Here is a 24,014-nt window from a genome sequence, read left to right as displayed (position 1 = left end):
GGGTCATTCGCCGGCCGGTACGGGGGCGGGCCGCAGGGTCAGGGTCAGGACGTAGTGCCGGTCATCCGGAGCGGGGCCGGCCTCCAGGCGGGCCCCGTACGCGGCTGCGCGGTCGCGCAGGTTCCGCAGCCCGTTACCGCCCACGCCCGCGTCGCTGGTGTCCGCTCCTGCCGACACCGGCGCGGGCGCGGCCTGGCTGGTCACGCGCAGCAGCCCCGGGCCGAACTCGACCGCGCACCAGGGGCTCCCGGGCGCGTGCCGCAGGACGTTGGTCATGGCTTCCCTGAGCGCAGTGGCGAACAGCGGTCTCGCTTCCGCGGCGACCGCGTTCGCGTCGCCCCGTGCCCGTAACGTGATGCCTGCCGCGGCGAGGACGTCCCTGGCGGAGGCCAGCTCGTCGGTGAGGGTGAGTTCCGCGTGGTCGCCGGGGATCGTGCGGAGGTCGGCCAGGGCACGGCCCGCCTGGCGCGCCGCGTCGGCCAGGTGGCCGTCGGCTCGTCGCGGGTCGGGGTCGCGGGCGGCGAGCTCGCCTTGCAGCGCGATGGCGGAGAGCCCGTAGCCGAGCAGATCGTGTACGTCCCTGGCGATGCGGCGACGCTCTTGCGCCACGGCCTGGGCGGCCAGGGCCTCGTGGGCCTCGCGTACTTGGTGGACGAGGCCGGTGAGCAGGGCCAGGCCGTAGAAGACCAGGGCGATCACCACGATGTCCAGCACCACGACGGCGGTCGCGTGCACATCCGGCCGGTCCGGCCGGGCCAGATCCGCGGCCGCGGCCAGGGCGGTGAGCGCCGTCGCCGTCGTCCAGGCGAACCGTGCGGGGAGAAGGATCAGGACCGAAGCGGCGGCGAAAGCCACCAGCTGGGGGTAGGGGCCGTCGGGAACGGCCAGCATCCCCAGGGCGAGGGTGAGCTGAGTGCCGAGCGTCCAAGCCGCGTGGCGAGGGCGGTCGCCGAGCGGGCGGGGCAGGCAGTGGTACGCCTGCAGTGCGATGACGGCGACGAGCGCGGTCGCGTAGAGGGCGCCGCGCCAGCCCGGTATTTCCTCACCGAGGAGGAAGGCGACGCCTATGACCAGGTATTCGAGATGCGTGGCGATCACGATGGGCCAGGCGAGCCGGGGGGTCATCGCCCGCGCGGAGACGTCCGCCAGGCCGGCCGATTGCGTGGGCGATGCGGCCCGTACGCGCTCGGAGGCCTCCCGCGCCACCGCCACCAACTCCCGCGCGGCCTGCCGTCCGTGCCCGGCGAGACGGATGATCTCGGCCAGGGCGGCTCCCAGGACCCCGTCCAGATTCCGTCCCGTCCGCTCCCGCTCGGCGGCGACCCGGCCGGCGGCCAGGACGCCCTCGGTGGCGTGCAGTTCGGCATGGAGGTCGATGAGCTTGGTCAGCGCATAGATGATCAGGCCCTGGGCGAGGGCGTTGCCGATGCTGTTGAGCATGGCGAAGAGTCCCCCGTCGCCGGGGGCCAGCGGTCCGGCGGCCAGCACGACGAGGGTGAACAGGGCCCAGCGGATGCGGCGTTCGGTGGCGAGGAGCACGGAGGCGGCGAGGAAGCCGGGCAGGCCCGACCACGGTGCCAGCAGGATCTGCGCGGCGAGCGTCCAGGCCCCGCGCAGCCGTCGTGCCCAGGGGAGGCAGGTGATGAGCTGCACCGCCAGCATTAGGACCGCGGCCGGGCTTGGGAGGAGGTTGCCGGGCTCGATGGCGAAGCCGAACAGGATGACGGCGAGGATGACCGGGATGACCACCCGTCCTCGTACGGACTCCCCCGTCCCGCGCGCTCTGCTCCACCGCCGCATGCTCCCCCACCCGACCATGAGGTCACGTTAACCGCAGCGGTGTGCACCCCACCCACCGCACCCATGTGAAATACACATCCACCGGTGTGCCTCGCACTGCCGGAGCCCCCTGCCCGGGCGAGATCGTCAACGCATGAACACGAAGCCGATCCGAACCCTGTCCACGATGGCCGCCACGATCACGCTCGCCACAGCCGCGCTGCTCTCCGGCGCCACCCCCAGCGAGGCGGCCGCACCCGCCGACGTGGAGGCGCTTGTCGATGACGCGATTGCCGGCCACCTCAAGGACGACCGCATCCCGGGCGCGGCCGTCACCGTCGTCTCCGGTGGCAAGACGATCCTCAAGAAGGGCTACGGCGTCGCCGATGTCGACACCAAAGCCCCGGTCAACGCGGATCGCACCGGCTTCTTCCTCGGCTCCCTGGCCAAACTCTTCACCGCCCAGTCCGCCTCCCAACTCGTCGCCAAGGGCGACCTGGACGCCAAGACCGACGTGAACAAGTACCTGCGCAAGGTCGACGTCCCGAACACCTACCCAGGCCGCCCCGTCACCCTGAACCACCTGCTCACCCACACCGCGGGCTTCGACAGCGACCTCGTGGGCCGTAACAAGGCCGAAGCCGGCGATGTCGAATCGCTCGCCGACAGCCTGACCGAGCGGCGCCCGCCCCGGGTCCGCGCCCCGGGCAAGCTCACCGCGTACGACAACTACGGCTACGCCCTCGCCGGCCAACTGGTGGCCGACGCCTCCGGGCAGGACTTCCCCGGCTACGTCGACAAGCACATCCTGAAGCCGCTGGGCATGTCCAACTCCACCGTCACACAGCCGCAGCCGAAGCGGATCGCCACGCGCCTGGCCCGCGGCTACCGGCCCAGCGGCGACTCCGGCTGGACCGAGGACAAGGGCCAGTACGGCGCGTGGAGCCCGGCCGGGCCCGGAGCGGTGAGCACCGCCGCCGACATGGGCCGCTGGATGAAAGATCAACTCACCCGCGACTCGGCGGCCAACCGCCTGATGCAGCGGATGCACTACCGTCAGGACCCGCGCGTGCCCGGTCTCGGCTACGGCTTCGAGGAATGGCGGCGTGGCGCACACACCGGCTGGTTCAAGGACGGCGACATCACCGGCTTCCACTCCAACCTGCTTCTCCTCCCCAAGCAGGACCTGGGCATCTTCGTCGTCTTCAACGGCGACGGCACCGACGGACGGGCCAACTGGGACGGCAAGGACCTGATCAACAAGATCGTCGACGAACTCGCCCCGGGTGGCGCCGCGGCCGGAAGTCCGCACTCCACGGCCGCCGACCCCGACCTCTCCTCCTACACCGGCAGCTACCGCGCCGCCCGGGTCAGCCGCTCCAGCCTGATGGCGGTCGAGGGCCTCGTCGGAGCCGTCACCGTCGAGAAGGACGGCGACAAGGGCCTGCGCACCACCGGCCTTTCCCTCAACCCGGACCGCAGCGAGCAGCGGTGGACCGCACAGGGGAACGGCCTGTTCCGGGAAAAGGGCGGCGACGCCACGATCGCCTTCACTGAAGACGGCGACCTGGTCTCCTCCGCGATGCCCACCACGGCGTACGAAAAGCTCTCCTGGCGCCAGTCCCCGGCGCTGCACATGGGCCTGCTCGGGTCCGGCCTGGCGGTGCTGCTGGTGGGCGCGATCGCCTTCCCGGTGACGGCGGCGGTACGGCGCTTCCGCGGGCGGACGCCGCACCCCGTCACGGCACGGGCCGCACGGGCGACGGCGGCGATGACGGGCCTGCTGGCGGCGGCCTTCACCGCGGCGCTCATGGCGGTCGTCAGCGACGGCAACGCCATGATGGAGATGGTGCCGCTTGGTTCCCCGCTGTTGACCACCGTCACCGTCCTCGGGGCGGCCGTGGTGGCGGCGACCCTCGCCGTCGTAGCGGGCGCGGTCGCGGCCTGGCTGCGCGGCTGGTGGACCCTCACCGGCCGCATCCTGTTCACCCTCACAGCGGCCGGATCCCTCGCGGTGGCGAGCATGCTCCTCCAGTACCACCTGGTGGCCGGCGCCCTCGGCTGGCTCGCCGGCTGAGAGCTGCCGACTTCGGGCTATACACACCGTGTATAGTTCCCGTCGGGGATGCGATCGCACGGAGAACTGACCACTGACGGAGGACAGATGCCCCTGCCGCGCTTTCGAGTCGAACTGGCAAGCCCCGACGAAGGAATCCGCCGCACCACCCAGGTGCATGCGGACACCATCGAGGAGGCCCTGGTAAAGGCCCGGGAAACCGACGGATTGCGCGTGGTGGCGGCGGCCGAGGAGACCGCCGAGAGTGAGGCCCGGCTCGACAGAAACGCCCGCCGCCGCTACCTCAACACCATCGTCGAGTCCGGCCTCACGGCGCTCGGCAAGACCGTGCCCGAGCGCCCGACCGCAGAGTTCTCAGACGTCCTGTGCGACTTCTTCACCCGCGCCGTCGTCCTGCCCGGCCACTATCCCTTCGCCTCGGGAGACGGAGACGGAGACGGAGAGGACGGCCACCTGCTCGACCGGCACGACGATTCCGCCGTACTGGCCGAACTCCTCCTCAAGCATCTCGCCGGCCACGGCCTGGCCGTGACGCAGACGCGCGACTCTCGGTAATGCCCGGCGCCCGGCGGGCGGCGACCGCGTGGACGATCGCCGCCACGCCCGCGCGGTCGGTGGGCCGGGCGTCGACGGAGTTGTGGATGGAGAAGCCCTCCACGAGGGCGTCCAGGGCGCGGGCGGTCAGCGGGTCGAAGTGGCGGGCCAGGGAGCGGCGGCTGGCACCCATCCAGGAGCGCATCACCTCGCGCAGTTCGGGGTGCCGGGCGGCGAACGCGTACAGCTCGTAGCTGAGCAGCAGATTGCGGTCGGTGCCCCAGACCTTGCCGCAGATGATTTCTACGACAGCTTCCTCCGCGGCCTCCGGCGTGTGCGCCGCGTCGAGGAGAGCCCCGTAGCGCGATGAGACGGACTCGGCGAGGCGGGTGAACGCCGCCGTGAGCAGATGCTGCATGTCGTCGAAGTAGTACGTGAGCGAGCCGAGCGGCACGCCCGCCGCCTCCGCGATCTTGCGGTACGTCACCTTGATCGCACCATGCTCGGCGATGACGTCGAGGGCCGCGTCGAGAATGCGTTCACGCCGGTGCGGGTCGTTCGGGCCGCGGCTGGTGCCGGTCATCGCTGTCGTATGCCCCTTCTCTCCCCCGCACGCCACTGTGTACATTTGTACATTCTTCCGCACTCGCCTGGAGCCCGCTCGTGAACGACCGCGCCGTGCGCCGACGCCGTCAGGCCCTGTTCCTCTTCTTCTTCCTACCCGGCATCTCCATGTCGTCCTGGGTCACGCGCACCCCGGATGTCCGCGACCGGCTGGAGGTGAGCACCGGCCAGATGGGGCTGATCCTTTTCGGCCTGTCCGTCGGTTCCATGGCCGGCATCCTCTGCTCCGGCCGCCTCGTGTCGCGGTTCAGCACCCGGCCCGTGATCGCGCTGGGCACCGGGCTGATCGTCGCGAGCATGGTCGTCATAGCCGTCGGCAGCGCGGTGCCGTCCGCTCCGATGGTCGCCATAGGCCTGTGCCTGTTCGGGGCGGGCATGGGCGGCGGCGAGGTCGCGGTCAACGTGGACGGCGCCGACGTGGAACGCCTCACCGACACCACCGTTCTGCCCACCCTGCACGGCTGCTTCAGCCTCGGCACGGTCATCGGCGGACTGGCGGGCATGGCCGCCACGGCCGCCGCCGTACCCGTCGGCTGGCACCTCCTCGCGGTCGCCGTCATCGACACCGCCATCCTGGTCTACGCTCTGCGCTCCATCCCCGCCGGCATCGGGCTCAGCGAGGCCGGAGAGCCAGGCGAGGCCTCCCCGGCCGCGGGATCGGCGCAGCACTCCATGCACCAGGTCTGGCGGGACCGCAGGCTCCTCCTCATCGGCGGCATCATCCTCGCCATGGCGCTCGCCGAAGGCGCCGCCAACGACTGGCTGCCCCTGCTCATGGTCGACGGCCACGACCTCGACGCCGCCCTCGGCTCCCTCGTCTTCGTCGGCTTCGCCGCCGCCATGACCGTAGGGCGCTTCACCGGCACCTTCTTCCTCAACCGCTTCGGCAGGACGGCGGTCATCCGCGCCAGCGCCGCCTCCGGTGCCCTCGGGCTGACGCTCGTCATCTTCTCCGACAGCGCCGCCGTCGCCTCCGCCGCCGTCCTGTTCTGGGGCCTCGGCGCCTCGCTCGGCTTCCCCGTCGCCCTGTCCGCCGCAGGCGACTCGGGCCCCAACCCGACCGCCCGCGTCAGCCTCGTCGCCAGCATCGGCTACGTCGCCTTCCTGGTCGGGCCGCCGGCTCTCGGCTTCCTCGGCGACCACTACGGCCTGCGCTCCGCCATGGTGGTCGTCCTGGCCTTCGTCGCCACCGCCATCGCCCTCGCCCCCGCCGCCGGCGCCCGCAACACGGCCGTGCCCCAAGGTGGATCACCGCATGGCACACCTGCCCGGACGAGAGAGCCGGACGCCACGAATTCGGGCGGGGCAGTCAACGGCGACGCAGGGTCCGGGTGACGGCGATGCGGGTGAGCCAGCCAGTCCGGCGGTGAACAGCGTGATGCAGGGCCATGACGCCGGCTCGGGAGCATTCACCCGATCGGATGCGCGCGATCGTCCGAGCGTGCCGGGGAGGTAACACCAGCTTGAGCTGGTCGTTATCGCAGTCATGACCTCCTTCCGAAAGATCGTCACGGGTATTGCCACGATCGCCGTGGCCTTCGCCGGCATCATCACGACCGGACCTTCCGCAGTGGCCGACGGCAAGTGGTGCAACAACTCCGTCTGCGTCGAGACCTACGACTCCGGGACGTACCTGGGCAGGGCGGAGGTGTCGGTCACCAACACCAACCAGCCGAACCGCATCTCCGCACGGGTGTGGACCACTAATGGGTGGAGCGCCGACACCAAGGTCGAGGACGTCGCCAAGTTCCGCACCTACCGGGACCAGGTGTACCCCCAGCGCCACTTCCCGGCGGGCACCCGGCTGTGCGCGGAAGGCTTCCGGGGCGGATCGAGCGTCGGACTGCCCTGCGTGACGATCACCGACTGACCGACGCACACCGCGCCCCTGACCCATCCGGTGATCAGTCGGAGCAGGGCGCGGTCACGCCCGGACCTGCACCAAGGCATGGGTGCCGCTGGTTCGCCAGTCAGCTCCCGAGGCCTCGAGCTCGCCGAAGCGTTCGGCTATCACGCCGACGATGACGTCCGACTTCAGGGTGCGAAGCGCGGCTACCGGGCTGGGGAAGTACGCGGTCGTCCGGGAGAACGGCGTGACGGGGTCCCATGTTCGGTCCCCGACCAGGCGCCGGTAGTTGAGGTCGCCCTTGAGGATCGTCAGCGCGCAGCCGGCCAGGTCGTCGTGGAGCTCGGCGGGCATCTGGCTGAACTCCAGCGGCGCGCAGAAGAAGGGGTGAGCACGAACCCGGAGGAGGCCGGTCTCCACCGCAGTCCACAGTCGTTGTCCGACCTCGCCGGCTTCACCGGGTGCCGCGGCCAGACGGCGGATGTGCTCGAAGGTGTCGGGGGCGGTGGCATCGGAGACGTAGTACGGGTATGGCTTGACGTGCAGCACGACCCGCTCGGCGTGATAGCGCAGCAGGTGGTCGATGAGGACCAGGTCCGGGGTGAGTTCGCGGCCCACGTTGTCGGCCACTACGGCGATCGTCCCCGACGTGCCGACGGCGAGAAGGTGCCACAGGCGGGCACGGTCGTCGACGACCAGGCGCTCGTCACGAGGCTGCCCGGTGGGAGCGTCGCTGGAGACGGCGAAGCCGAGGTCGGCCTGGTTGCCCCAGAGCGACGACTGCAGCAATGCCGCTCCCAGGTCCTCCACCGGCTGTTCCTGCAGTTGATCGAGTGCCCGCAGCTCGGCGTCGACATCCTTGCCGTGCAGCTCCGCCTGCTTCGACGGAGCGAAGATGTCCACGCCGCGCCAAGGGCCGGGCTCGAAGTAGCCGGTGGCGGCAAGGAGCTTGCGGTAGAAGTACGACTCGGCCCACAGGAACGGCACCTCCAACCACGAGCGCCCGAGGTACTCCCGCGCCCAGGCCGCCCAAGTCTCGTGATCGTCCGCCTCATCGTCGAGCGGCGTGATCGCCCCTTGGGCGATCTCGGCCTCCAGACGGTCCAAAGCACGGTGCTGCCGCGGGCCGAGCGGGATAACGTCGCGGACCTGCTGAACGATCGCCGGGTGCCGCTTCGTCAGCACGCCCCGCGGGAAGGAACCTGGGACGCTACCGCTGATCTCAGCGGGCATTAGTCCCTCCGCCTGACGGCTAGAAGTCACCGGCGCCTCCAGTCGAGATTACGAACCCGGCGGCTGCTCGTACGCCGCGCTCCGCTGCTGCGCCGCCCGCACCCGGGTCACGTCGAGCTTAAGCGACCGGTCGAAGCGGTAGATGCCGTTCTCCTCCTGGAAGACGTCCGTGAGCTGGGTGTAGCAGTAGCCGAACATGTTCGGGTCGTCGAGCAGCACCCCCGTCAGGCCCGCGAAGCGCTCATGGAAGTCCTCCTCGTCGCGCGGCCGCTCCCCGTAGCCCCAGGAGACCTCGCGGTCTTCGCCGCGCGCCTCGGCCGCGGTGTCCGGATTCCACCAGATGCCGCCGAACTCGCTGCAGAAGTATGGCTGTCCGGCGTACGGAAAGGACCAGACGGCATCGTCCGGCCAGTCATCCATGTCCTGCGGATTGACCATCGGATCGTCCTTGTCGAGCCCGGCCATCAGCGCCCGGAAGGCCTCCGGGTCCTGCTCGTAGCAGTGCGAGTCGTAGACGTCGGTCTCCCGTACGCGATGGGCGTACCCCGAAGCGTCGATCACCGGGCGGGTGGCGTCGGCGGCCTTGGTGGCGCGGAAGAGCGCCTGCGTCACGTCATCCAGGACGCTCTGGCGGTCGCTCAGCACCTGCCGGGTCTCATTCAGCGGACACCAGCCGATGATCGACGGGTGCGAGTAGTCCCGCTCCAGCGCCTCCGCCCACTGCGCGACGAAGCCCGCCGTCGGCTGCTGATTGTCCTCGCCCACCGGCCCCACCGAGGCGCCCCAGTCGGCGAACTCGCCCCACACCAGATAGCCGAGCCGGTCGGCGTGGTGCAGGAAGCGCTCCTCGAAGACCTTCTGGTGCAGCCGCGCCCCGTTGAACCCGGCCGCTATGGACAGCTCGATGTCGCGGACGAGCGCCGTGTCGTCCGGCGCCGTCATCAGCCCGTCCGGATACCAGCCCTGGTCGAGGACGAGCCGCTGGAAGACCGGCTTCCCATTGATCAGGATCCGCTTCCCGTCGACCGCGACGGACCGCAGCCCGGCCGTGCACACGGCCCGGTCCACCACCGCCCCGGAGCCGTCGAGCACCTCCAGCTCCACCTCGTACAGATGCGGATCCTCCGGAGACCACGGCCGCCGCCGGTCCTCGGGTACGGACAGCACCAGCCGCGGCGCCAGGTCCAGATGCGCCGCCACCGACGCCTCGGCGACCGTGCCGCGCTGGTCGGTGAGGCGGGCGCGGATGCGGTGTCCCGCGCGATTCCCGGACAGCGGCAGCTCCAGGTGGAAGCAGCCGCCGGCGAGGTCAGGGGTGATGCGCGGGCGGCGCAGGTGGGTGGCGGCGACCGGCTCCAGCCAGACCGTCTGCCAGATGCCGGTGGTACGGGTGTAGAGGCAGCTGTAGTTGGCGTACCGGTCGGACTGCTTGCCGCGCGCCTGCGGGCCGCCCGCGGCATCCCTGGCCCGTACGACGATCACCGCCTCCTCCCCCGGCCGCGCCACCGCGCCGAGGTCCGCGGTGAACGGCGTGAAGCCGCCGCTGTGCCGGGCGACTTCGGTGCCGTTCACCCAGACGGTCGCGTCGTGGTCCACGGCGCCGAAGTGCAGCAGCGCCCCGCGCCCGGCCCACTCGGCGGGGATGGTGACGGTCCGCCGGTACCAGACCGCGTGCTGGAAGTCGGTGTCGCCGATCCCGGACAGCTCCGACTCCGGGCAGAACGGCACCGTGATCCGCTCCGGCAGCACCTCCCCCACCAGCCCCCGCTCCAGGCCGCTGTCGCCGGGGTCGCGGGCGAACTCCCAGGTGCCGTTGAGATTCAGCCAGTCCTCGCGGACAAAGCACGGCCGGGGGTACTCCGGGCGCGGCGGCTGCGGGGGTGCGGTCATGCGGTGTGCCTCCGGGTGGTGCGTTCGTCAGCGAGTGTTGCGTTCGTCAGCGAGTGGTTTCGTACGGGAGCGTGGCCCCCGGGATCTCGTATTCTTCGCGGCGGCCGCACATTCCGTAACCGCCGTGCCGCGAAGGACCCGACGTGTGGGCCGTGGAGTCGGCGAGATAGCCGGGATCGCCCGCCTCCAGTGCGTCCAGCTGCGCCCCCGTGCGCTGCGCGGTGGCCAGCGCGCCGGCCTCCCACAGCTCGCGGAAGCGCGGCACCTTGGCGCGGACGATCCGCGCCGCCGCCTGCTGGAATTCCCGGTACGGGCCGGCGTCCCCGGCCTGCAGCGACTCGCGCAGCGGCAGATAGCCCTCGATGGCGAGGTCGCGGCGCTTGCGGGCCGCGGCCGCCGTCTCGGGCCCGGTGCCTGCCGGGAGGCGGGCGGCGGCCGCGTACCGCTCGGGATCGGCGAGCACGTCGGCCGGGAAGGTGAAGACCGCGTCCCCCGCCTCCGGCAGCCCGCTGTTCTGCATCAGGACGGTGATCCGCAGGTCGCCGCCCTGCACCATGCGATGCACGGTGCCCGGCGTGAACCAGGCGACGGAGCCCGCCTCTAGGGGGATGTCGCGGTAGCCGTCGGGCGACAGCGTCTGAACGGCACCACGCCCGCCGGTGACGACGTAAGCCTCGGTGCACACGAGGTGCAGATGCGGGCTGCCGCCGCAGACCCCGTCGGCGGCCTCCCAGTCGTACGCGGACAGATGCGACATCCCGATCGCACCCGGCAGCGGGTTCGGGAGGCTTTGGCTGGGGGTCACCACGGGAGGCCCTTGAGGTGCGCGGCCGCCCGCTCGTGGTCCCAGGCGCCATCGGCGACCACGACCCGGTAGCGGTACGCGAACGACTCCCCCGGCGGCAGCGCGAACTCCTCGAAGAACGCCCACGAGAACGCCACCGACGGAATCGGCGTCGACCGCACGAACCAGTGCGAGGCGTGAATCGCCTCCGCATTCTCCGGCGCATGCTCGAAGAGCAGCGTGGAGTGCGCGTCCACGTCGTCGTGCTCGGCGGTGAAGCCAACCCACTGCGCGTCGGCGGCCGCCGTGCCCATGGTGTCCTGATCGCCGGCCGGGCCGTTGGGCGTGAGCACCTGCCCGCCGGTGAAGTCCCGCGCCCCGCGCCACTGCAGCCCGGTGTAACCCGCCATCTCCCGGCCCGCCGTGGTCGGCGACCCGAAGCGCAGCGGCTCGCCGTCGGCGCGGACGTTGGTGAGGTGGATCGACCAGTCGATCGCGTACGAACCGGCCTCCGCGTCCGCGGAGTGCACGGTGACCTCGCGCCGCTCGCGCGCCCACTCGGCGCCGCCGTTCTCCACCCAGGTGAGATCGGAGGCGAGCGCGACCCGGTCACCGGTGGCGTCGACGGCGCTGAAGCCGTCGTGCCGCATGGAGCCGACCCGCTCGGGGACGCGCTGATAGCCCTGCTCGGGGCCGAGGTAGCAGACGCCGCCCCAGAAGTTCTGCCCGGAGAGGTGGCTGGCGGTCATCTGCAGGCCCTTGTGCCAGCGGTGGTCGTTGGGGCGGTAGCCGGAGACCAGGTTGCCGGCGAGGGTGCGCAGGGGGTGGATGTAGGGCTTGCGGGCCTCGTACGGGTCGGGGTCGGGGCGGTAGACGTAGGAGAGGATCTCGGTGTCGCCTGCCGTGACGGTGACGCGGTCGCCGAGGGTGTGGACGGTACTGAGGGGCGCGGTCACTGCTGCTCCTTCTTCGGGGCCCAGTCGGGGTGGTCGCCGTGCATGGACGTGTAGTACGGGTCGCCGGGCGCGATCTCGCCCGCGTGCACCGGGCGGCCGGTGAAGGCCGACTTGTACAGGGCGGCGGCGAATTCGAGCGTACGGCGGGCGTCGGGGCCGCTGCCTGGTGGCCGGTCGCCGCGTTCGTACGCATCGAGGAGAGCGCCCAGTTGGGCGGCGTGGGAGCTGGGGACGTCGGCGGCCGGGGTGCGCCACTGTGCGACGCGTGGGTCGTCGGCCTCGATGCCGGGTCGGGGGGTGTAGGCCCAGCTGTCGTTCTTGTGACCGTAGAGGTGGGTCAGTTCGACGGTGGCGTCGGCGCAGTCGATGCGGATGCGGCTGACCTCGTCGGGCGACAGGACGCTGTTGACGACGGTGGCCATCGCGCCGCCGTCGAAGCGGACGAGCGCGGTCGAGACGTCCTCGCTCTCCACGTCGTGGACCAGCCGCCCGGCCATGGCGCGGATCTCGCTCCAGTCGCCGAGGAGATGGAGGAGGAGGTCGAACTGGTGGATCCCGTGGCCCATGGTGGGGCCGCCGCCCTCGGTCGCCCAGCGGCCGCGCCACGGCACGGCGTAGTAGTCGCGGTCGCGGTACCAGGTGGTCTGGCAGTGCGCGACCAGCGGATCGCCGAGCTCGCCGCCGCTGATCAACTGGCGGGCGTGCACGGCGCCTGATCCGTAACGGTGCTGGAAGAGGGCGGACGCGAAGCCGGGCGCGGCGTCCTCGGCGGCGGCGATCTCGTCGTATTCGGCGAGGGAGAGGGTGAGCGGCTTCTCGCAGAGCACCCAGGCGCCGGATTTGAGCGCGGCGATGGTCTGCTCGTGGTGGAGGGAGGGCGGGGTGCCTATGAGGACGAGGTCGGGGCGGGCGTCCTCGAGCATCGCGGCCAGGTCGGTGTAGCCGGTGACGCCCGGGCCTGCCGCCTCCTGGAAGGCGGCGAGGCGGGCGGGGTCGACGTCCACCGCCGCCACGAGTTCGGCGCGCTCGGAGTGGGCGCGCAGGGCGGGGAGATGGGCGCCGGTGACGATGCCGCCGGTGCCGACGGCGGCTACGCGGAGGCGGGAGGGGGTTGCTGGCATGTGGTGACTCCTTGCGCAGAAAGCGCTTGCTATCTCTGCGATCTTACGAGCAAGTGATCGATCACTCAAGGGGGTTTCAGGGCATTCCGGGTGCCGGTCAGCTGGCGGCTTCCACGGAGTCCCTGAGCTCGCCCACGAACGTCCTCGCCGCCTCGTCGGGGCCTGCCTCACCGGTCAGCACGCGCTGATATTGCCGCTTCAGCAGGGCGTCGATGTCGCTCGCACCCTTCGGCGTGAGCGGTGGCGTCTTGCCGACCTTGCCCGACATCTCGTCCGAGAAGGCGAGGAGCTCCTTGCCCGCCTTGTCCAGAGTGGGTTCGAGCGCCTTCCTCGCCTCGGGGTTGCCCGGTTCGCCTCGCTCCAGGCCGAATATCTTGGCGACTCGCGGATCGTTGGTAAGGAAGTCGATGAGGGTCGCCGCCTCCGCCGGGTGCTGAGTCCCCGACGATGCCGCCCAGTACATGGTGGGCTTGAGGTACTGGTAGCCCTTCGGCATTTCCGGGTCCCTGGGCCAGTCGGCCATCTCCAGGTCGAGCTTGGGCGCCGCCTCCTTGAAGGAGGTGAACTGGCCGGAGGGGATGAACCCCATGCCCTGCTTGTTGTTCACCAGGTTGCCCTGGTCCAGCGGGAGGCCGTCCATCTCGATGATGACCTTCGGCGGCGGTGCGGCATCGTTCTTGGTCCAGCCGAGGATGGTCTTCCAGTAGGACGCCAGCACGCTGGGCTTGAGGGTCACCTCACCCTTGGCGTCGAACAGCTGGTTTCCGCGCTGCCGGGCCCAGAGGTTGACGCTGAACGAGTCCGAGCCGGTGGGCCCGAAGCCGTAGGCCTTGCCCTTGGACGCCTTTCCCAGCCTGGCGGCCGCCTTGGTGAACTCGGCCCACGTCCAGTTGTCGGTGTCCGGGAGCTCGACCCCGTACTTCTTGAACAGCCCCTTGTTGATCAGAACGCTGTTGGTCGTGTTGCCGACCGGCACCGCATAGAGCTTCTTGTCGACCTGGCCCGACACCACCGCCTTGGGGTCCAGCTTCGAGGTGTCCAGGAACTTCTTCACCGTGGACAGGTCGAGCAGCGCACCGCGCTCGGCGTACGAGGAGAGATAGAGCTGATCGAACTGATTGACATCCGGCATGTCACCGCTGGCGGTGCTGGTGGCCAGCCGGTCCCAGTAACCGTTCCAGTCCGCGTACACCGGCTTGACGTTGATGTTCGGGTGTTCCTTCTCGAACAGCTTGATCGCCTTGAACGACGCCTGGTGCCGGGGGTCGGCGCCCCACCAGTTCCAGGTGATGGTCACCTTCCCCTTGGACAGCTTGGGGTTCTCCACCGGCTCCGCCGCCACGCCACAGGAGGCGAGTACCAGGCCGGCGACGGCCGCGGCGATGACGGTGCGGACGCCCTTGCGGAGTCGCGGGTTCACGGTCGTACCCCTCATCACTTGCCTCCCGTGGTCGCGATGCCGCGGAGCAGGAACCGCTGGCCGAACAGGAAGACCAGGAACACCGGGATCAGCGAGACGATGCTCATGGCGAACATGGCGCCGTAGTCCGAGGTGGTCGTCGCGTCGAGGAACGAGCGCAGCGCCACCGGCACGGTGTACTTGTCCGGTTCCGTGACGAAGACCAGTTGGGAGAAGAAGTCGTTCCAGGTCCACAGGAAGGTGAAGATGGCCGTGGTGGCCAGCGCCGGGACCATCAGCGGCAGCATGATCTGGGTGAAGATCCGGCCGTGTCCGGCGCCGTCGATCCGGGCCGCCTCGTCCAGCTCCTTCGGGATGCCGCGGATGAACTGGACCATCAGGAAGATGAAGAAGGCGTCCGTGGCCAGGAACTTCGGCACGATCAGCGGCAGGTAGGTGTTGATCCAGCCGAGCTGCGCGTACGCGACGTACTGCGGAATGATCAGCACGTGGATCGGCAGCATGATCGTGAGCAGCATGATCATGAAGGCCAGCTTGCGGCTGCGGAAGCGCAGCCGCGCGAAGGCGTAGGCGGCCATCGAGCAGGAGATCAGGTTCCCGATCACCGAACCGAGCACGACCAGGAAGGAGTTCATCAGGTACGTGCCGAAGGGGGTGCCGAGGGCGTCCCAGCCGTTCGGGTAGTTGTCCGTGTTGAAGGTGTCCACGAACAGCCCGAAGTTGCTGAATATCTCGTCCTTCGGGCGCAGCGAGCTGGCGACCATCCACAGCACCGGATAGAGCATCAGCAGGCAGACGGCGATCAGGGCCGTGTGCTTGAGCACGCTGCGGGTGCGCCGGCGGGCGGCGGACTCCTTGGGGCGTGCGGGCGCGGGCTCGGGCCGCGAGGCGGTGTCGGGCCTGCTGGAGATCTGCAGCGCGTCAGTCATTGTAGAAAACCCAATACTTCGAGGCCCAGAAGTTCAGGGCGGTGAAGGCGCCGATGATGAGCAGCAGCAGCCAGGCCAGGGCGGAGGCGTAGCCCATCCGGAAGCTGGTGAAGCCCTCCTGGTACAGGTAGAGCGAGAAGAACAGCGTCGAATCGCTGGGGCCACCCGTCGCATTGGAGACCACAAACGCCTGCGTGAAGGACTGGAAGCTGCCGATCAGGCCGAGCACGAGGTTGAAGAAGATGATCGGGCTGAGCAGCGGCAGGGTGATGGAGCGCAACTGCCGGAAGCGGGAGGCGCCGTCGGTCGAGGCGGCCTCGTACAGCTCGCGGGGCAGCTGGCGCAGGCCGGCCAGGAAGATCACCATCGGGGCGCCGAACGTCCAGACGTGCAGGATGATCAGCGTCCAGAGCGAGGTGTCCGGGTCGGCGATCCATCCGGCTCCCTCGTAGCCGAAGAGGCCCAGGAACTTGGTCACCATGCCTTCATTGCCGAAGATCAGCCGCCAGAGGATGGCGATGGCGACGCTGGCGCCGAGCAGCGAGGGCAAGTAGAGGATCGAGCGGTAGAGCGACAGGCCGCGGATGCCGCGGTCCAGCAGCAGCGCGATCGCGAGTGCGAAGGCCAGTTGCAGCGGCACGGACACGATCACGTACGTGAAGGTGACCTGGAGCGCCTGCGCCAGGCGCTCGTCCTCCAGCATCCGCTGGATGTTGTCCAAGCCGGTCCACTTGGGGTCCTGCAGCAGGTTGTAGTCCGTGAACGCCAGATACAGCGAGGCGATCATCGGCCCGATCGTGATGCCGACCAGGCCGATCAGCCACGGGGCGAGGAAGATCGCCGCGGCTTTGTTGTCCGGCGAGTCCTCGCGGGTACGCGACCGGCGCAGCGTACGGAACTCCCCCAGCGCGCTCATCCGGCACCTGCCGGGGCAGTCGAGCGGGGCACGTGTCCATGCATGCGGCTCTGCTCCTCCCTGAGGATCCAAGGGGCTCGAGGGGCGCGGCCCGTCTCCAGGGAAGTGAGGGGCCGGTTGACCGCGACACTAAGTTTGAGTGAACGATCACACAAGGGGTTGCGCGCAGATTTCCAACGTTGGAAGTAAGCGGTTGCTATTAGCGCCTATTAGGCGAGCCGCTCAGGCGCGGGACCGGTCGATTCGCGAAGAATGATCCGGCTCAGCTCCGCCGCCCTCACCGCCCCCTCCGGCGCCGCCACCCGCAGCCGCGCCAGCAGCCTGCGCACGGCCTGCCGCCCCTGCCGCTCCCGGTTCACGCTCACCGTGGTCAGGGTCGGCCGGAAGTACCGCCCGATCTCCCAGTCGTCCCAGCCGCAGACGCTGATGTCCCGCGGCACCTCGATCCCCATGCTCTGCAGCCCGGTGATGACCCCGAAGGCCATCTGGTCGGAGGCCGCGAACACGGCGGTGGCCCCGCAGTCCGCGATGACCCCCTTGGCCGCCTCCCACCCGGCGCGCATGCTCCAGTCCCCAGAGGCGATGGCGCGCGACTCAAGCCCGAGCCGGGCGAGCGTCTCCTCGTACACCGCCCGCCGCCCCGCCGCCGACGGCCACTCGTCGGGCCCGGCGACATGCGCGAAGCGGCGGTGGCCCAGGTCCGCGAGGTGCCGTATGAGATCGGCGGCGAGCGTCGCGTCGGCGAAGTCGCCGCGGGAGCGCATCTCGTCGTCGTAGACGCCGTCGATGACGATGGGCACGGTCTGCTCCGCGGGTGAGCGCTCGCCGAGCGAGGTGAAGGACAGCACCCCATCCGTCCCCTCGGGCTGCAGCAGTTCCTCCAGCCGCGCCGCCCGCGCCTCCGCATCGCCCTCCAGGCTGACGACATCCAGCAGATACCCGGCCTCATGCGCCTCCGCCGCCGCCCCCCGCAGCAGCTCCGGCGAGATCCGTTCGGTGCTGCCCGGCAGGATCAGCGTGAGCCGGTTCGAGCGGCGCGTGCGCATCGTGCGCGCGGCCTGGTTCGGCCGGTAGCCGAGCTCCTTGACCGCGGCCGCGACCTTGCGCGCCGTCTCCGGCCGTACGGTCGGATCCCCGCGCAGGAAGCGGGAGACGGTCTGGTGCGAGACGCCCGCGAGGCGGGCGACCTCCCAGATCGTCGGGCGCTTCTTGTCCTTGGCCCGCTGGGGCGCCGGCAGCTCCTCCGCCATGCGCGACACCTTTTCACGCCCGCCGTGCCACCGGAAGCCCCGCCCTCGATGCAATGTTCACTGTCGGGTAACTCCCCTTTCACGCATGCTGGTTAGCGTCAGACTTCCCGCCCGCACGCCACCAGGAGGGATTCATGGCACGCCGAGCAGCCGCGGCCCTCGTCCTCCTGTTCGCTTGCCTGTTCGCACCTGCGACGCTCGGGCACCTCGGGGCGATCCCCTCCTTCGCCGCCGAAGCCGCCCCCGGCGCCGAGTCGATGCCCGCACCCAAGCCCGCCCCCGCGGCGGCCGCGCTGACGGGCACCGCCGCCAGGACCGCCTCCTCCGGTACGGGCCCGGACGCCGCCGCGCCCCCGCCCGCCGCTCCGCTCACCGTCGAGCCCCGGAAGCCGCGCCCGCGCCCCGACCTGTCCAGAACGGCGAGAGAGGCAAGCCGCCCGACCGCCGGCGCCACGCCCACCCCCGCCACCCTGCAGACCTTCCGCCACTGATCCTTTCGCTCCCGCCCGGAACGCCCACCCGGAACCTGCACCACCGCGAGCGAAAGAGCACCATGCCCGCTGCAAAGCCGTCCTTCCGCCATGCCCTCCGCACCGACTTCCTCCCCTCCCTCGCCGTCTTCCTGGTCGCCGTCCCCCTCTGCGTGGGCGTGGCCGTCGCCTCCGGCGTCCCCGCCGAACTCGGCCTGGTCACCGGCATCGTCGGCGGCCTCCTCACCGGCCTGCTCCCGGGCAGCAGCCTGCAGGTCAGCGGCCCGGCCGCGGGCCTGACCGCGCTGGTCTTCGAGGCCGTCCAGGAGTACGGGCTGCCCGCTCTCGGCGCCATCGTCCTCGCCGCCGGCGCCCTGCAACTGCTCCTCGGCGCCCTACGCCTCGGCCGCCTCTTCCGGGCCATCTCGATATCCGTCGTCGAGGGCATGCTCGCGGGCATCGGCCTCATCCTGATCGCCGGGCAGCTGTACGCGATGGCCGACGCCGAGGCCCCGGCTGCCGGGCTGGCGAAGTTCACCGGCCTGCCCGGCCTGGCCGCCGACCTGGCCGGCTCGCCCCAGGCCCTGACCACCTTCGCGCTGGGCGCCGCAGCGATCGCTCTCATGGCCATCTGGCCCTCGCTCCCCGCCCGGATCCGGCTCCTCCCCAGCGCCCTCGCCGCCGTCCTCCTGACCTCCACCGCGGCCTTCGCCCTCGACCTACCGGCCCGTACGGTCGAGGTCAGCGGCCTCCTGAAGGTCATCCAGCCACCGGACGCCGCCGCCTTCGGCGCGCTCACCGGGGCGGCGGGCACGGTCATCGCCTTCACCCTCATCGCCTCGGCCGAGAGCCTCTTCAGTGCGGCGGCGGTGGACCGGATGCACGACGGACCGCGGACCTCGTACGACAAGGAGCTGATGGCGCAGGGCGCGGGCAACACGGTCTGCGGCCTGCTCGGCGCGCTGCCGATGACCGCGGTCATCGTGCGCAGCGCCGCCAACGTCCAGGCCGGCGCACAGACCAAGCTCTCCCACGTCCTGCACGGCGGCTGGCTGCTGCTCTTCGCCGCGCTGCTGCCCGCCGTCCTCGGCCTCATCCCGCTCGCCGCGCTCGCGGGCGTGCTGGTGTACTCGGGCTTCAAGCTGCTGCCGCTGGCGCACCTGCGCGTCCTGTGGCGCGAACACCGCGGCGAGGTCGTGGTGCTGGTGGCCACCGCGGCCGCCATCGTCCTGGTCAACATGTTCGAGGGCGTGCTGATCGGCCTGGCCATCGCGGTGGTGAAGACGGCCTGGGACAGCTCGCACGTCCACACGACCGTCGACCGCTCCGGCAACGGGCCGATCACCGTGCGCCCCGCCGGACACGCCACCTTCCTCCGGCTGCCGAAGCTGCTCGACACCCTGGAGTCACTGCCGACTGACCGCCCCATCATCCTGGAGCTCTCGGAGCTGCACCACGTCGACCACGCCTGCGGCGCCGCCCTGTCGACCTGGGTGGAACGGCACCACGCGGGCGGCGGCGAACCGGTCCGCCTCGTCACCACGCCTCGTACGCATGGGGTGGTGCCGGTGTCGGCCCAGCCACCCCCGCCGCCGGAGCCGGCCAAGGCCGACACGGGGCACAGTTGACGGCCTATGCAGCGGGGCCGGGGCGGCTCACGCGTCGAGGCCGTGCACCCGCAGGGCGATCCAGTGCTCCCGGATCAGCACGAGCACCATGTCGGGTGACTCCACCGCCAGTTCGGCGGGCTGCCCCGGGAGGGGTACGACGAGTGGCCGGTCCGGTCTGGCGGACCGGACGTCCCAGATGCGCAGCGCGCCGTCGTCGCAGGCCCCGACAATCAGGTCGGGGCCGTCGGCCCGGCTGAGCACGGCCCAGTGCTCGATGTCCCCGCGGTGCCCGCTGGGGATCGTGGTGCTGCGACGTCGGCGGCCGTAGAGCTGGGCGAGTACGATCTGCGTCTCCGCGATGCCGCCGCCCTCGCCCATGCTGTCCGGTCGCACGGCCACGGCGAGTTCGTACTCGCCCCGAGGTCCCATCACCGGCAGCGGCGGAGCAACCCGGATGCCCGTCGGGTAAGTAAGGGTGGCTGCCGCTCGCCTTCTGCGGCCGCGCAGCGTATGCAGGACGACGGTGCCGTTGGCGGTGGGCTCCGCGATCAGGATGTCGCCGTGGCGGGTGGCCAGCGGCACAGCGTCATCGCTCTGGTCACCGGGGCACGGAACGACGAAGTGGAACGTCTCCTGCCGGTGGTTTGCTCCTTCGGCACGCTGCCAGGCCCATACATGCGTGTACCCGTCCTGGTTGAGCGCCAGGACCGCCGCATTCCCAGGGGCGACGTGGGATCGCAGCAACGCCGGCTCCGCGTGCCACCGCAGCGGGTCGCCCAGCGACGGCCGCGCCGTGCCTATCGCCAGCTTCGGTCCCTCGAGGATCGTTCCGGTGTCCACGCGCATCAACAGTGGCCTCGCGGATCGCCCCTCCACCACTGCCACGTGAGGCGCCCCGTCGGGAGTGCGGAACGCCGTGAGTGCGGCCACCGGGAGGAACCCCTCCAGCAGCACCGTCTCCCCGCCGCCGAGGACATCGATGACGGACACGCCACTGCCCCCAGTGGCGGTGACTAGGTGCGGCCGCTCGCCGATGCCGCCCGGCAGCGGGGCGATGTGCCGCGCCCGCCGCTTGCCGTAGTCGGGCTGATCCGCCGGTCCCAGCCTGGCCGGATCCCAGAGCCGCACCATGCCGTCCCATCCCACCGATGCGAGGCAGACGCTGCCCGCCGAGGTGAGCGAGGCGAGCGCGTAGGACGTCCCGAGTTCCTCGGCCGGCTCAGTGGGGCCGCGTTTCCCCGGCTCCGGGTTCACCGCGATCTGCCTGCCGGAGCCGAGCTTGGGAACGCTCAGATCCTGGTCGCGGACTTCCTCCGACCTGTTGTTGAAGATCCCCCGCACCGCAAGGGCCAGCGGGTCGCTGACGCTGAGCCGCGCGTGGGTGCCTGCGGCCCCGAGCCACGCGGGCTCCCCGCCGCTGCCGGTGAACGCCGTCATCCCGCGGATCCGGCCGACCCGGCCGGGATAGGCCCCGTAGGCCGTGCGTTTGCTCAGATCCCAGACGCGGATCTCCCCGTCATTCGCGCCGGTCGCGGCGAAGTGGCTGCCATCCCGGGTCCCGAGGTGCACCGCCGTTTCCACGGGTCCGGTATGTCCGTACAGCGTGTCGATCTGCTCCAACGCGTCCAGATCCCACATCCGCACGGTGCAGTCCGCACCGGCGGACACCAGGACCCGGGGCCCGTCAGGCAGGGCCCGGGCCGCGAGCGCCGCGACGGGCCCGAAGTGGCCGGTGAGCTCCGACTGCGACCAGATGTCGGCCTGCCATACCCGGATGACCCGGTCCTCCCCCGACGAGACGAGGACCGGGCTGCCACCGCTGTCGCACGCCGTCAGGCACAGGACTCTGCCGCTGTGCCCGTGCAGCACGGTCAGCAGCCTGCCTTCGGGCACATCCCATACGTAGATCTCCTGCTCCACGCCCGCCGCCAGCAGGCGGCGCCCGCCGGTATCAGTCAGCGTGGCCAGGGCCGTCACCGTCGCCGGTGTGTCGGTGAGGACGAGTCGCGTCTCCCCGTTGTCGGGGTCCCAGACTCGGATCGTGCCGTCGCCACCGGCCGACGCCAGCAGCTCGCGGCCGTCCGGCCAGCCGACGGTGGTGATCGCCGTCACCGGACCGGAATGGCCGCGCAGGCTCAGGCTGAAGTCGTCGGACGGCGCCGAGGCCGCCACCACCCGTGCGGGTATCGGAGCCCGGCCGTCGAACAGCGCGAGCGCCTCGGGCTCGTCCAGCCATGCCGTCATGTGCAGCTTGCGCAGGCGCTCTTCCGCGGAGAGGTCGGCAAGCCGGTGCCACACGCGCAGGTAGAGGCGCGCCGCAGGGAGCGTGAAACGCTCCGGAACGGCCAGCAGGGCGGCCGCCGTGCGCGACGGATGGGTATGGGCGAGAAAGCCGCTGTCCTGGACCATGTCCGGCAGCGTTCCCGAGGCCCGGCCGTGAGCGGCCAAGTGGAGGCGGAGATACGGGTTGACCTGCGCCCACGCGGCGGATCCGCCGCCGTCGGCGGTCTTCAGCAGGGCGCGCGTGACGCGCAGTTGGGCATCGAGCGGGGACCGGCTGCGGAAGTAGTCGATGAGTGCCTGGTGGTACAGCCGGTAGACCGTCTGCCCGGCCTCGCCGGACTCCACCAGATAGAAACCCGCGTGTTCGAGAATCCAGGCGATGTCGCGGTCGGTGTAGCGCCGGCCGCTGCCCGCCAGCGCCGTGGCCAGCAGCGGCCACACCTCGCGGCGCGGCAGTCCCGCGCCCTCCGCCCATGCCAGCGGATACAGCAATTCCCGCACCCGCTCGGGGTCCGGGAACCGGCCGAGTTCCTGGTCGAGGACGTCACTGAGGCTGCCGGCCAGCGACGAGATCCGCGGCCCCGCGCCGACTCCGTCGGGGCTGTTCAGTACCGCCCGCGCGGCCACCCGGGCGTAAAGGAAGACACCGCCGCTCGCCTCCGCGATCCGGTCCGCCCAGGAGCGGGCCAGGCGCTCCTGGGCGCGCAGGGGCGACCCCGGCGCCTCCAGCAGCCGCCGGTACGCGTATGCCTCCAGGTCCCGGACGCGCTCCGGCTCGTCGTCCAGGATGGCGATCTCATCGGCCTTCAGCGGCCGCAGCAACGGGCCGTCGTTACGGGCCCGGGCCGCCGCGTCTCCGGCGCGCTCAGGCCGGGTGCCGACGATCACGCGTACTCCCGGGAGATCGGCCAGCGGACGAAGCAGGTCCGCAGCGATCGAGATGGCCTCGGAGACCGTGGCCTCGTCGAGACCGTCCACGACGACGGCTACCCGCCGACCCAGTTCGCCGACCTCCCGGACGACATCGACAGCGCGCCGCCGCTCCTCTTCCAGCGGCAGGTCCAGGCCGTCGGCGATCGCCCGCAGGCAGTCGTCCAGCGTCTTGTTCCGGCAGGACAGCGCCACATCGATGGAGTCCGGCTCGGGCAGCGCCGTCTCCGGCGTGCCGGTGAGCGCACCCTCCGACTCGGCGATGGCCCGCAGCTCGGGCACGGACAGGGTGGCGATCCGGCCCAGGATCGCCGACTTGCCGGTGCCGGGCGAGCCCGTCACCACGAACAGCCCTCGCTCGGCCCGTTTCAACCAGCCGACCAGCCGCTCGATCAACTGCTCACGGCCGCAGAAGAACCAACCGGTCTCACCGACCTCGATGCCACGCGCGGACAGCACGAGGTGCTGGTCGAGGTCGCCGGCGCGCAGCCGTCGCAGCCGCTTGGTCTCCACATCCTCGTCGGGGATGGACGCGCTCGGGTGCAGCGGATTGCGCAGTGCGGGTACGGGCGCGCCCACGGCCCGGTAGTCCGTCGCACCGTCCCGCGCCTCGAGCTCGTCGTGCAGCACGGCCGCCAGCGCATCAGAATGGATCAAGACGTCGTGCTCGGTCCACCTCCGGTCCTCGGGGCCGTGCCGGACCACCCGCTCCAAGGTCTCGGCGAAGACCCCGTCCTCGGCGCTGTCGTATCCGCTCGCCGAAGAGATCACCGCAAATCGGCGCCGGGGCCCGGCCCGGGTGGTGTGGTCCATCACCGAAGCGATCTCGGCGGCGATCCGCGTGGCGGCGGCGCCGCTCGCGCAGCAGTCGATCAGCACCAGCACTTCTTCGTAGTCGCGCTGGGCCAGGATCCGGCCCAGTCCCTCGGTGGGGAACGCGTTCACATGACTCAGCCCACCGCTGTCCGGGGAGTCCTCGGTGATCAGGAAGTGCTTGTCCGCATCAATGCGACCGTGCCCCGTCCAATAGAGCACCAGGCTCCGGCCGGAGCCGCGCCACTCGCCGAGCTGCTCGTTGATCCACGTGCACTTTCCGCCTCCGGCGAGCCCGTCCAGCTCCTGCTCGTATCCGAGGGCGCTCAGCAGGGCCCGGATACGCTCCACGCTTCCCGGGACATGGTCCAGCTTCATCCAGCCGGTTTCGCGGTAACCGCCCATCCCGACCGTCACGAAGTGCGCCTTGTGCTGCCTCAACTACGCCCCCGCTGTTGCCGGATCCCGGCTGTGCCAGAATCACCGTCGAGCTAGTCGCATCCTAGATCTCAGGGGGGATTGGTGGCACCTGGGCATACCGGGGACTTG

General features: G+C 70.8%; 18 protein-coding genes. 6 read left to right on the top strand and 12 right to left on the bottom strand.

What is annotated here, in order from left to right; genetic code table 11:
- Nucleotides 1-3: 3 nt before the first annotated feature.
- Nucleotides 4-1,818, bottom strand: a complete 1,815-nt coding sequence (locus ACNNMR_RS40400) for a sensor histidine kinase (RefSeq protein ID WP_419999711.1) — start codon at nt 1,816-1,818, stop codon at nt 4-6.
- A 115-nt stretch (nt 1,819-1,933) separates the two neighbouring features.
- On the opposite strand from ACNNMR_RS40400, the gene ACNNMR_RS40395 reads away from it, so the two are divergent.
- Nucleotides 1,934-3,856 (top strand): serine hydrolase domain-containing protein, encoded by a 1,923-nt coding sequence (locus ACNNMR_RS40395; RefSeq protein ID WP_419999710.1) that lies wholly within the window; start codon nt 1,934-1,936, stop codon nt 3,854-3,856.
- 87 nt (nt 3,857-3,943) lie between these two features.
- Nucleotides 3,944-4,411, top strand: a complete 468-nt coding sequence (locus ACNNMR_RS40390; RefSeq protein WP_419999709.1) for a hypothetical protein — start codon at nt 3,944-3,946, stop codon at nt 4,409-4,411.
- Here ACNNMR_RS40390 and ACNNMR_RS40385 read toward each other — a convergent pair.
- A complete protein-coding gene (locus ACNNMR_RS40385) occupies nt 4,356-4,973 on the bottom strand; it encodes a TetR/AcrR family transcriptional regulator (protein ID WP_419999708.1) in 618 nt (205 codons plus the stop codon). The genes ACNNMR_RS40390 and ACNNMR_RS40385 overlap by 56 nt on opposite strands.
- A gap of 80 nt (nt 4,974-5,053) precedes the next feature.
- Here ACNNMR_RS40385 and ACNNMR_RS40380 point away from each other — a divergent pair, with 80 nt between their 5' ends.
- Nucleotides 5,054-6,349 carry an MFS transporter gene (locus ACNNMR_RS40380; protein WP_419999707.1) on the top strand — a complete coding sequence of 432 codons (1,296 nt, stop codon included), beginning with the start codon at nt 5,054-5,056 and terminating at the stop codon, nt 6,347-6,349.
- Between the two features lie 151 nt (nt 6,350-6,500).
- Nucleotides 6,501-6,884: a hypothetical protein gene (locus ACNNMR_RS40375; protein ID WP_419999706.1), complete on the top strand. Its 384-nt coding sequence runs from the start codon at nt 6,501-6,503 to the stop codon at nt 6,882-6,884.
- A 54-nt stretch (nt 6,885-6,938) separates the two neighbouring features.
- Here ACNNMR_RS40375 and ACNNMR_RS40370 read toward each other — a convergent pair whose 3' ends face one another.
- From ACNNMR_RS40370 to ACNNMR_RS40330, 9 genes are all read right to left on the bottom strand, one after another.
- On the bottom strand, nt 6,939-8,093 hold the full coding sequence (locus ACNNMR_RS40370; RefSeq protein WP_419999705.1) for a damage-control phosphatase ARMT1 family protein: 1,155 nt from the start codon (nt 8,091-8,093) through the stop codon (nt 6,939-6,941).
- A 48-nt stretch (nt 8,094-8,141) separates the two neighbouring features.
- The gene (locus tag ACNNMR_RS40365) at nt 8,142-9,983 is read right to left on the bottom strand and encodes a glycoside hydrolase family 2 protein (protein WP_419999704.1); all 1,842 of its coding nucleotides are present in this window, start codon (nt 9,981-9,983) and stop codon (nt 8,142-8,144) included.
- 46 nt (nt 9,984-10,029) lie between these two features.
- A complete protein-coding gene (locus ACNNMR_RS40360) occupies nt 10,030-10,740 on the bottom strand; it encodes a cupin (RefSeq protein ID WP_420000642.1) in 711 nt (236 codons plus the stop codon).
- Between the two features lie 44 nt (nt 10,741-10,784).
- Nucleotides 10,785-11,723 carry a PmoA family protein gene (locus ACNNMR_RS40355; protein WP_419999703.1) on the bottom strand — a complete coding sequence of 313 codons (939 nt, stop codon included), beginning with the start codon at nt 11,721-11,723 and terminating at the stop codon, nt 10,785-10,787.
- Nucleotides 11,720-12,844 carry a Gfo/Idh/MocA family protein gene (locus tag ACNNMR_RS40350; RefSeq protein ID WP_419999702.1) on the bottom strand — a complete coding sequence of 375 codons (1,125 nt, stop codon included), beginning with the start codon at nt 12,842-12,844 and terminating at the stop codon, nt 11,720-11,722. Before ACNNMR_RS40350 ends, ACNNMR_RS40355 begins: the two co-directional genes overlap by 4 nt.
- Before the next feature lie 97 nt (nt 12,845-12,941).
- A complete protein-coding gene (locus tag ACNNMR_RS40345) occupies nt 12,942-14,279 on the bottom strand; it encodes an ABC transporter substrate-binding protein (RefSeq protein WP_419999701.1) in 1,338 nt (445 codons plus the stop codon).
- Nucleotides 14,279-15,193, bottom strand: a complete 915-nt coding sequence (locus ACNNMR_RS40340; protein ID WP_419999700.1) for a carbohydrate ABC transporter permease — start codon at nt 15,191-15,193, stop codon at nt 14,279-14,281. Before ACNNMR_RS40340 ends, ACNNMR_RS40345 begins: the two co-directional genes overlap by 1 nt.
- The gene (locus ACNNMR_RS40335) at nt 15,186-16,109 is read right to left on the bottom strand and encodes a carbohydrate ABC transporter permease (RefSeq protein WP_419999699.1); all 924 of its coding nucleotides are present in this window, start codon (nt 16,107-16,109) and stop codon (nt 15,186-15,188) included. The genes ACNNMR_RS40340 and ACNNMR_RS40335 overlap by 8 nt, the downstream gene beginning before the upstream one ends.
- Before the next feature lie 209 nt (nt 16,110-16,318).
- Nucleotides 16,319-17,359, bottom strand: coding sequence for a LacI family DNA-binding transcriptional regulator (locus ACNNMR_RS40330; protein WP_419999698.1), 1,041 nt, complete (start codon nt 17,357-17,359; stop codon nt 16,319-16,321).
- A gap of 134 nt (nt 17,360-17,493) precedes the next feature.
- On the opposite strand from ACNNMR_RS40330, the gene ACNNMR_RS40325 reads away from it, so the two are divergent.
- Both ACNNMR_RS40325 and ACNNMR_RS40320 read left to right on the top strand, forming a co-directional pair.
- On the top strand, nt 17,494-17,850 hold the full coding sequence (locus ACNNMR_RS40325; protein ID WP_419999697.1) for a hypothetical protein: 357 nt from the start codon (nt 17,494-17,496) through the stop codon (nt 17,848-17,850).
- 62 nt (nt 17,851-17,912) lie between these two features.
- Entirely contained in the window at nt 17,913-19,457 is a 1,545-nt protein-coding gene (locus ACNNMR_RS40320; RefSeq protein WP_419999696.1) for a SulP family inorganic anion transporter, read from the top strand.
- 27 nt (nt 19,458-19,484) lie between these two features.
- Here ACNNMR_RS40320 and ACNNMR_RS40315 read toward each other — a convergent pair whose 3' ends face one another.
- Nucleotides 19,485-23,906 carry a hypothetical protein gene (locus ACNNMR_RS40315; RefSeq protein WP_419999695.1) on the bottom strand — a complete coding sequence of 1,474 codons (4,422 nt, stop codon included), beginning with the start codon at nt 23,904-23,906 and terminating at the stop codon, nt 19,485-19,487.
- Nucleotides 23,907-24,014: the final 108 nt, after the last annotated feature.

Source organism: Streptomyces boninensis (assembly GCF_048572725.1).
In the GTDB taxonomy this organism is placed as follows: domain Bacteria; phylum Actinomycetota; class Actinomycetes; order Streptomycetales; family Streptomycetaceae; genus Streptomyces; species Streptomyces boninensis.
The sequence above is the reverse complement of the archived record's forward strand: the minus strand, read 5'-3'. Positions and strand labels throughout refer to the sequence as shown.

Excerpts from the sequence above, each read along its gene's own strand:
- ACNNMR_RS40360 (WP_420000642.1), bottom strand. The coding sequence starts at position 10,740 with ATGTCGCATCTGTCCGCGTACGACTGGGAGGCCGCCGACGGGGTCTGC.
- ACNNMR_RS40330 (WP_419999698.1), bottom strand. The coding sequence starts at position 17,359 with ATGGCGGAGGAGCTGCCGGCGCCCCAGCGGGCCAAGGACAAGAAGCGC.
- ACNNMR_RS40385 (WP_419999708.1), bottom strand. The coding sequence starts at position 4,973 with ATGACCGGCACCAGCCGCGGCCCGAACGACCCGCACCGGCGTGAACGC.
- ACNNMR_RS40345 (WP_419999701.1), bottom strand. The coding sequence starts at position 14,279 with ATGAGGGGTACGACCGTGAACCCGCGACTCCGCAAGGGCGTCCGCACC.
- ACNNMR_RS40350 (WP_419999702.1), bottom strand. The coding sequence starts at position 12,844 with ATGCCAGCAACCCCCTCCCGCCTCCGCGTAGCCGCCGTCGGCACCGGC.
- ACNNMR_RS40395 (WP_419999710.1), top strand. The coding sequence starts at position 1,934 with ATGAACACGAAGCCGATCCGAACCCTGTCCACGATGGCCGCCACGATC.
- ACNNMR_RS40400 (WP_419999711.1), bottom strand. The coding sequence starts at position 1,818 with ATGGTCGGGTGGGGGAGCATGCGGCGGTGGAGCAGAGCGCGCGGGACG.
- ACNNMR_RS40335 (WP_419999699.1), bottom strand. The coding sequence starts at position 16,109 with ATGAGCGCGCTGGGGGAGTTCCGTACGCTGCGCCGGTCGCGTACCCGC.
- ACNNMR_RS40375 (WP_419999706.1), top strand. The coding sequence starts at position 6,501 with ATGACCTCCTTCCGAAAGATCGTCACGGGTATTGCCACGATCGCCGTG.
- ACNNMR_RS40340 (WP_419999700.1), bottom strand. The coding sequence starts at position 15,193 with ATGACTGACGCGCTGCAGATCTCCAGCAGGCCCGACACCGCCTCGCGG.
- ACNNMR_RS40320 (WP_419999696.1), top strand. The coding sequence starts at position 17,913 with ATGCCCGCTGCAAAGCCGTCCTTCCGCCATGCCCTCCGCACCGACTTC.
- ACNNMR_RS40365 (WP_419999704.1), bottom strand. The coding sequence starts at position 9,983 with ATGACCGCACCCCCGCAGCCGCCGCGCCCGGAGTACCCCCGGCCGTGC.
- ACNNMR_RS40390 (WP_419999709.1), top strand. The coding sequence starts at position 3,944 with ATGCCCCTGCCGCGCTTTCGAGTCGAACTGGCAAGCCCCGACGAAGGA.
- ACNNMR_RS40325 (WP_419999697.1), top strand. The coding sequence starts at position 17,494 with ATGGCACGCCGAGCAGCCGCGGCCCTCGTCCTCCTGTTCGCTTGCCTG.
- ACNNMR_RS40370 (WP_419999705.1), bottom strand. The coding sequence starts at position 8,093 with ATGCCCGCTGAGATCAGCGGTAGCGTCCCAGGTTCCTTCCCGCGGGGC.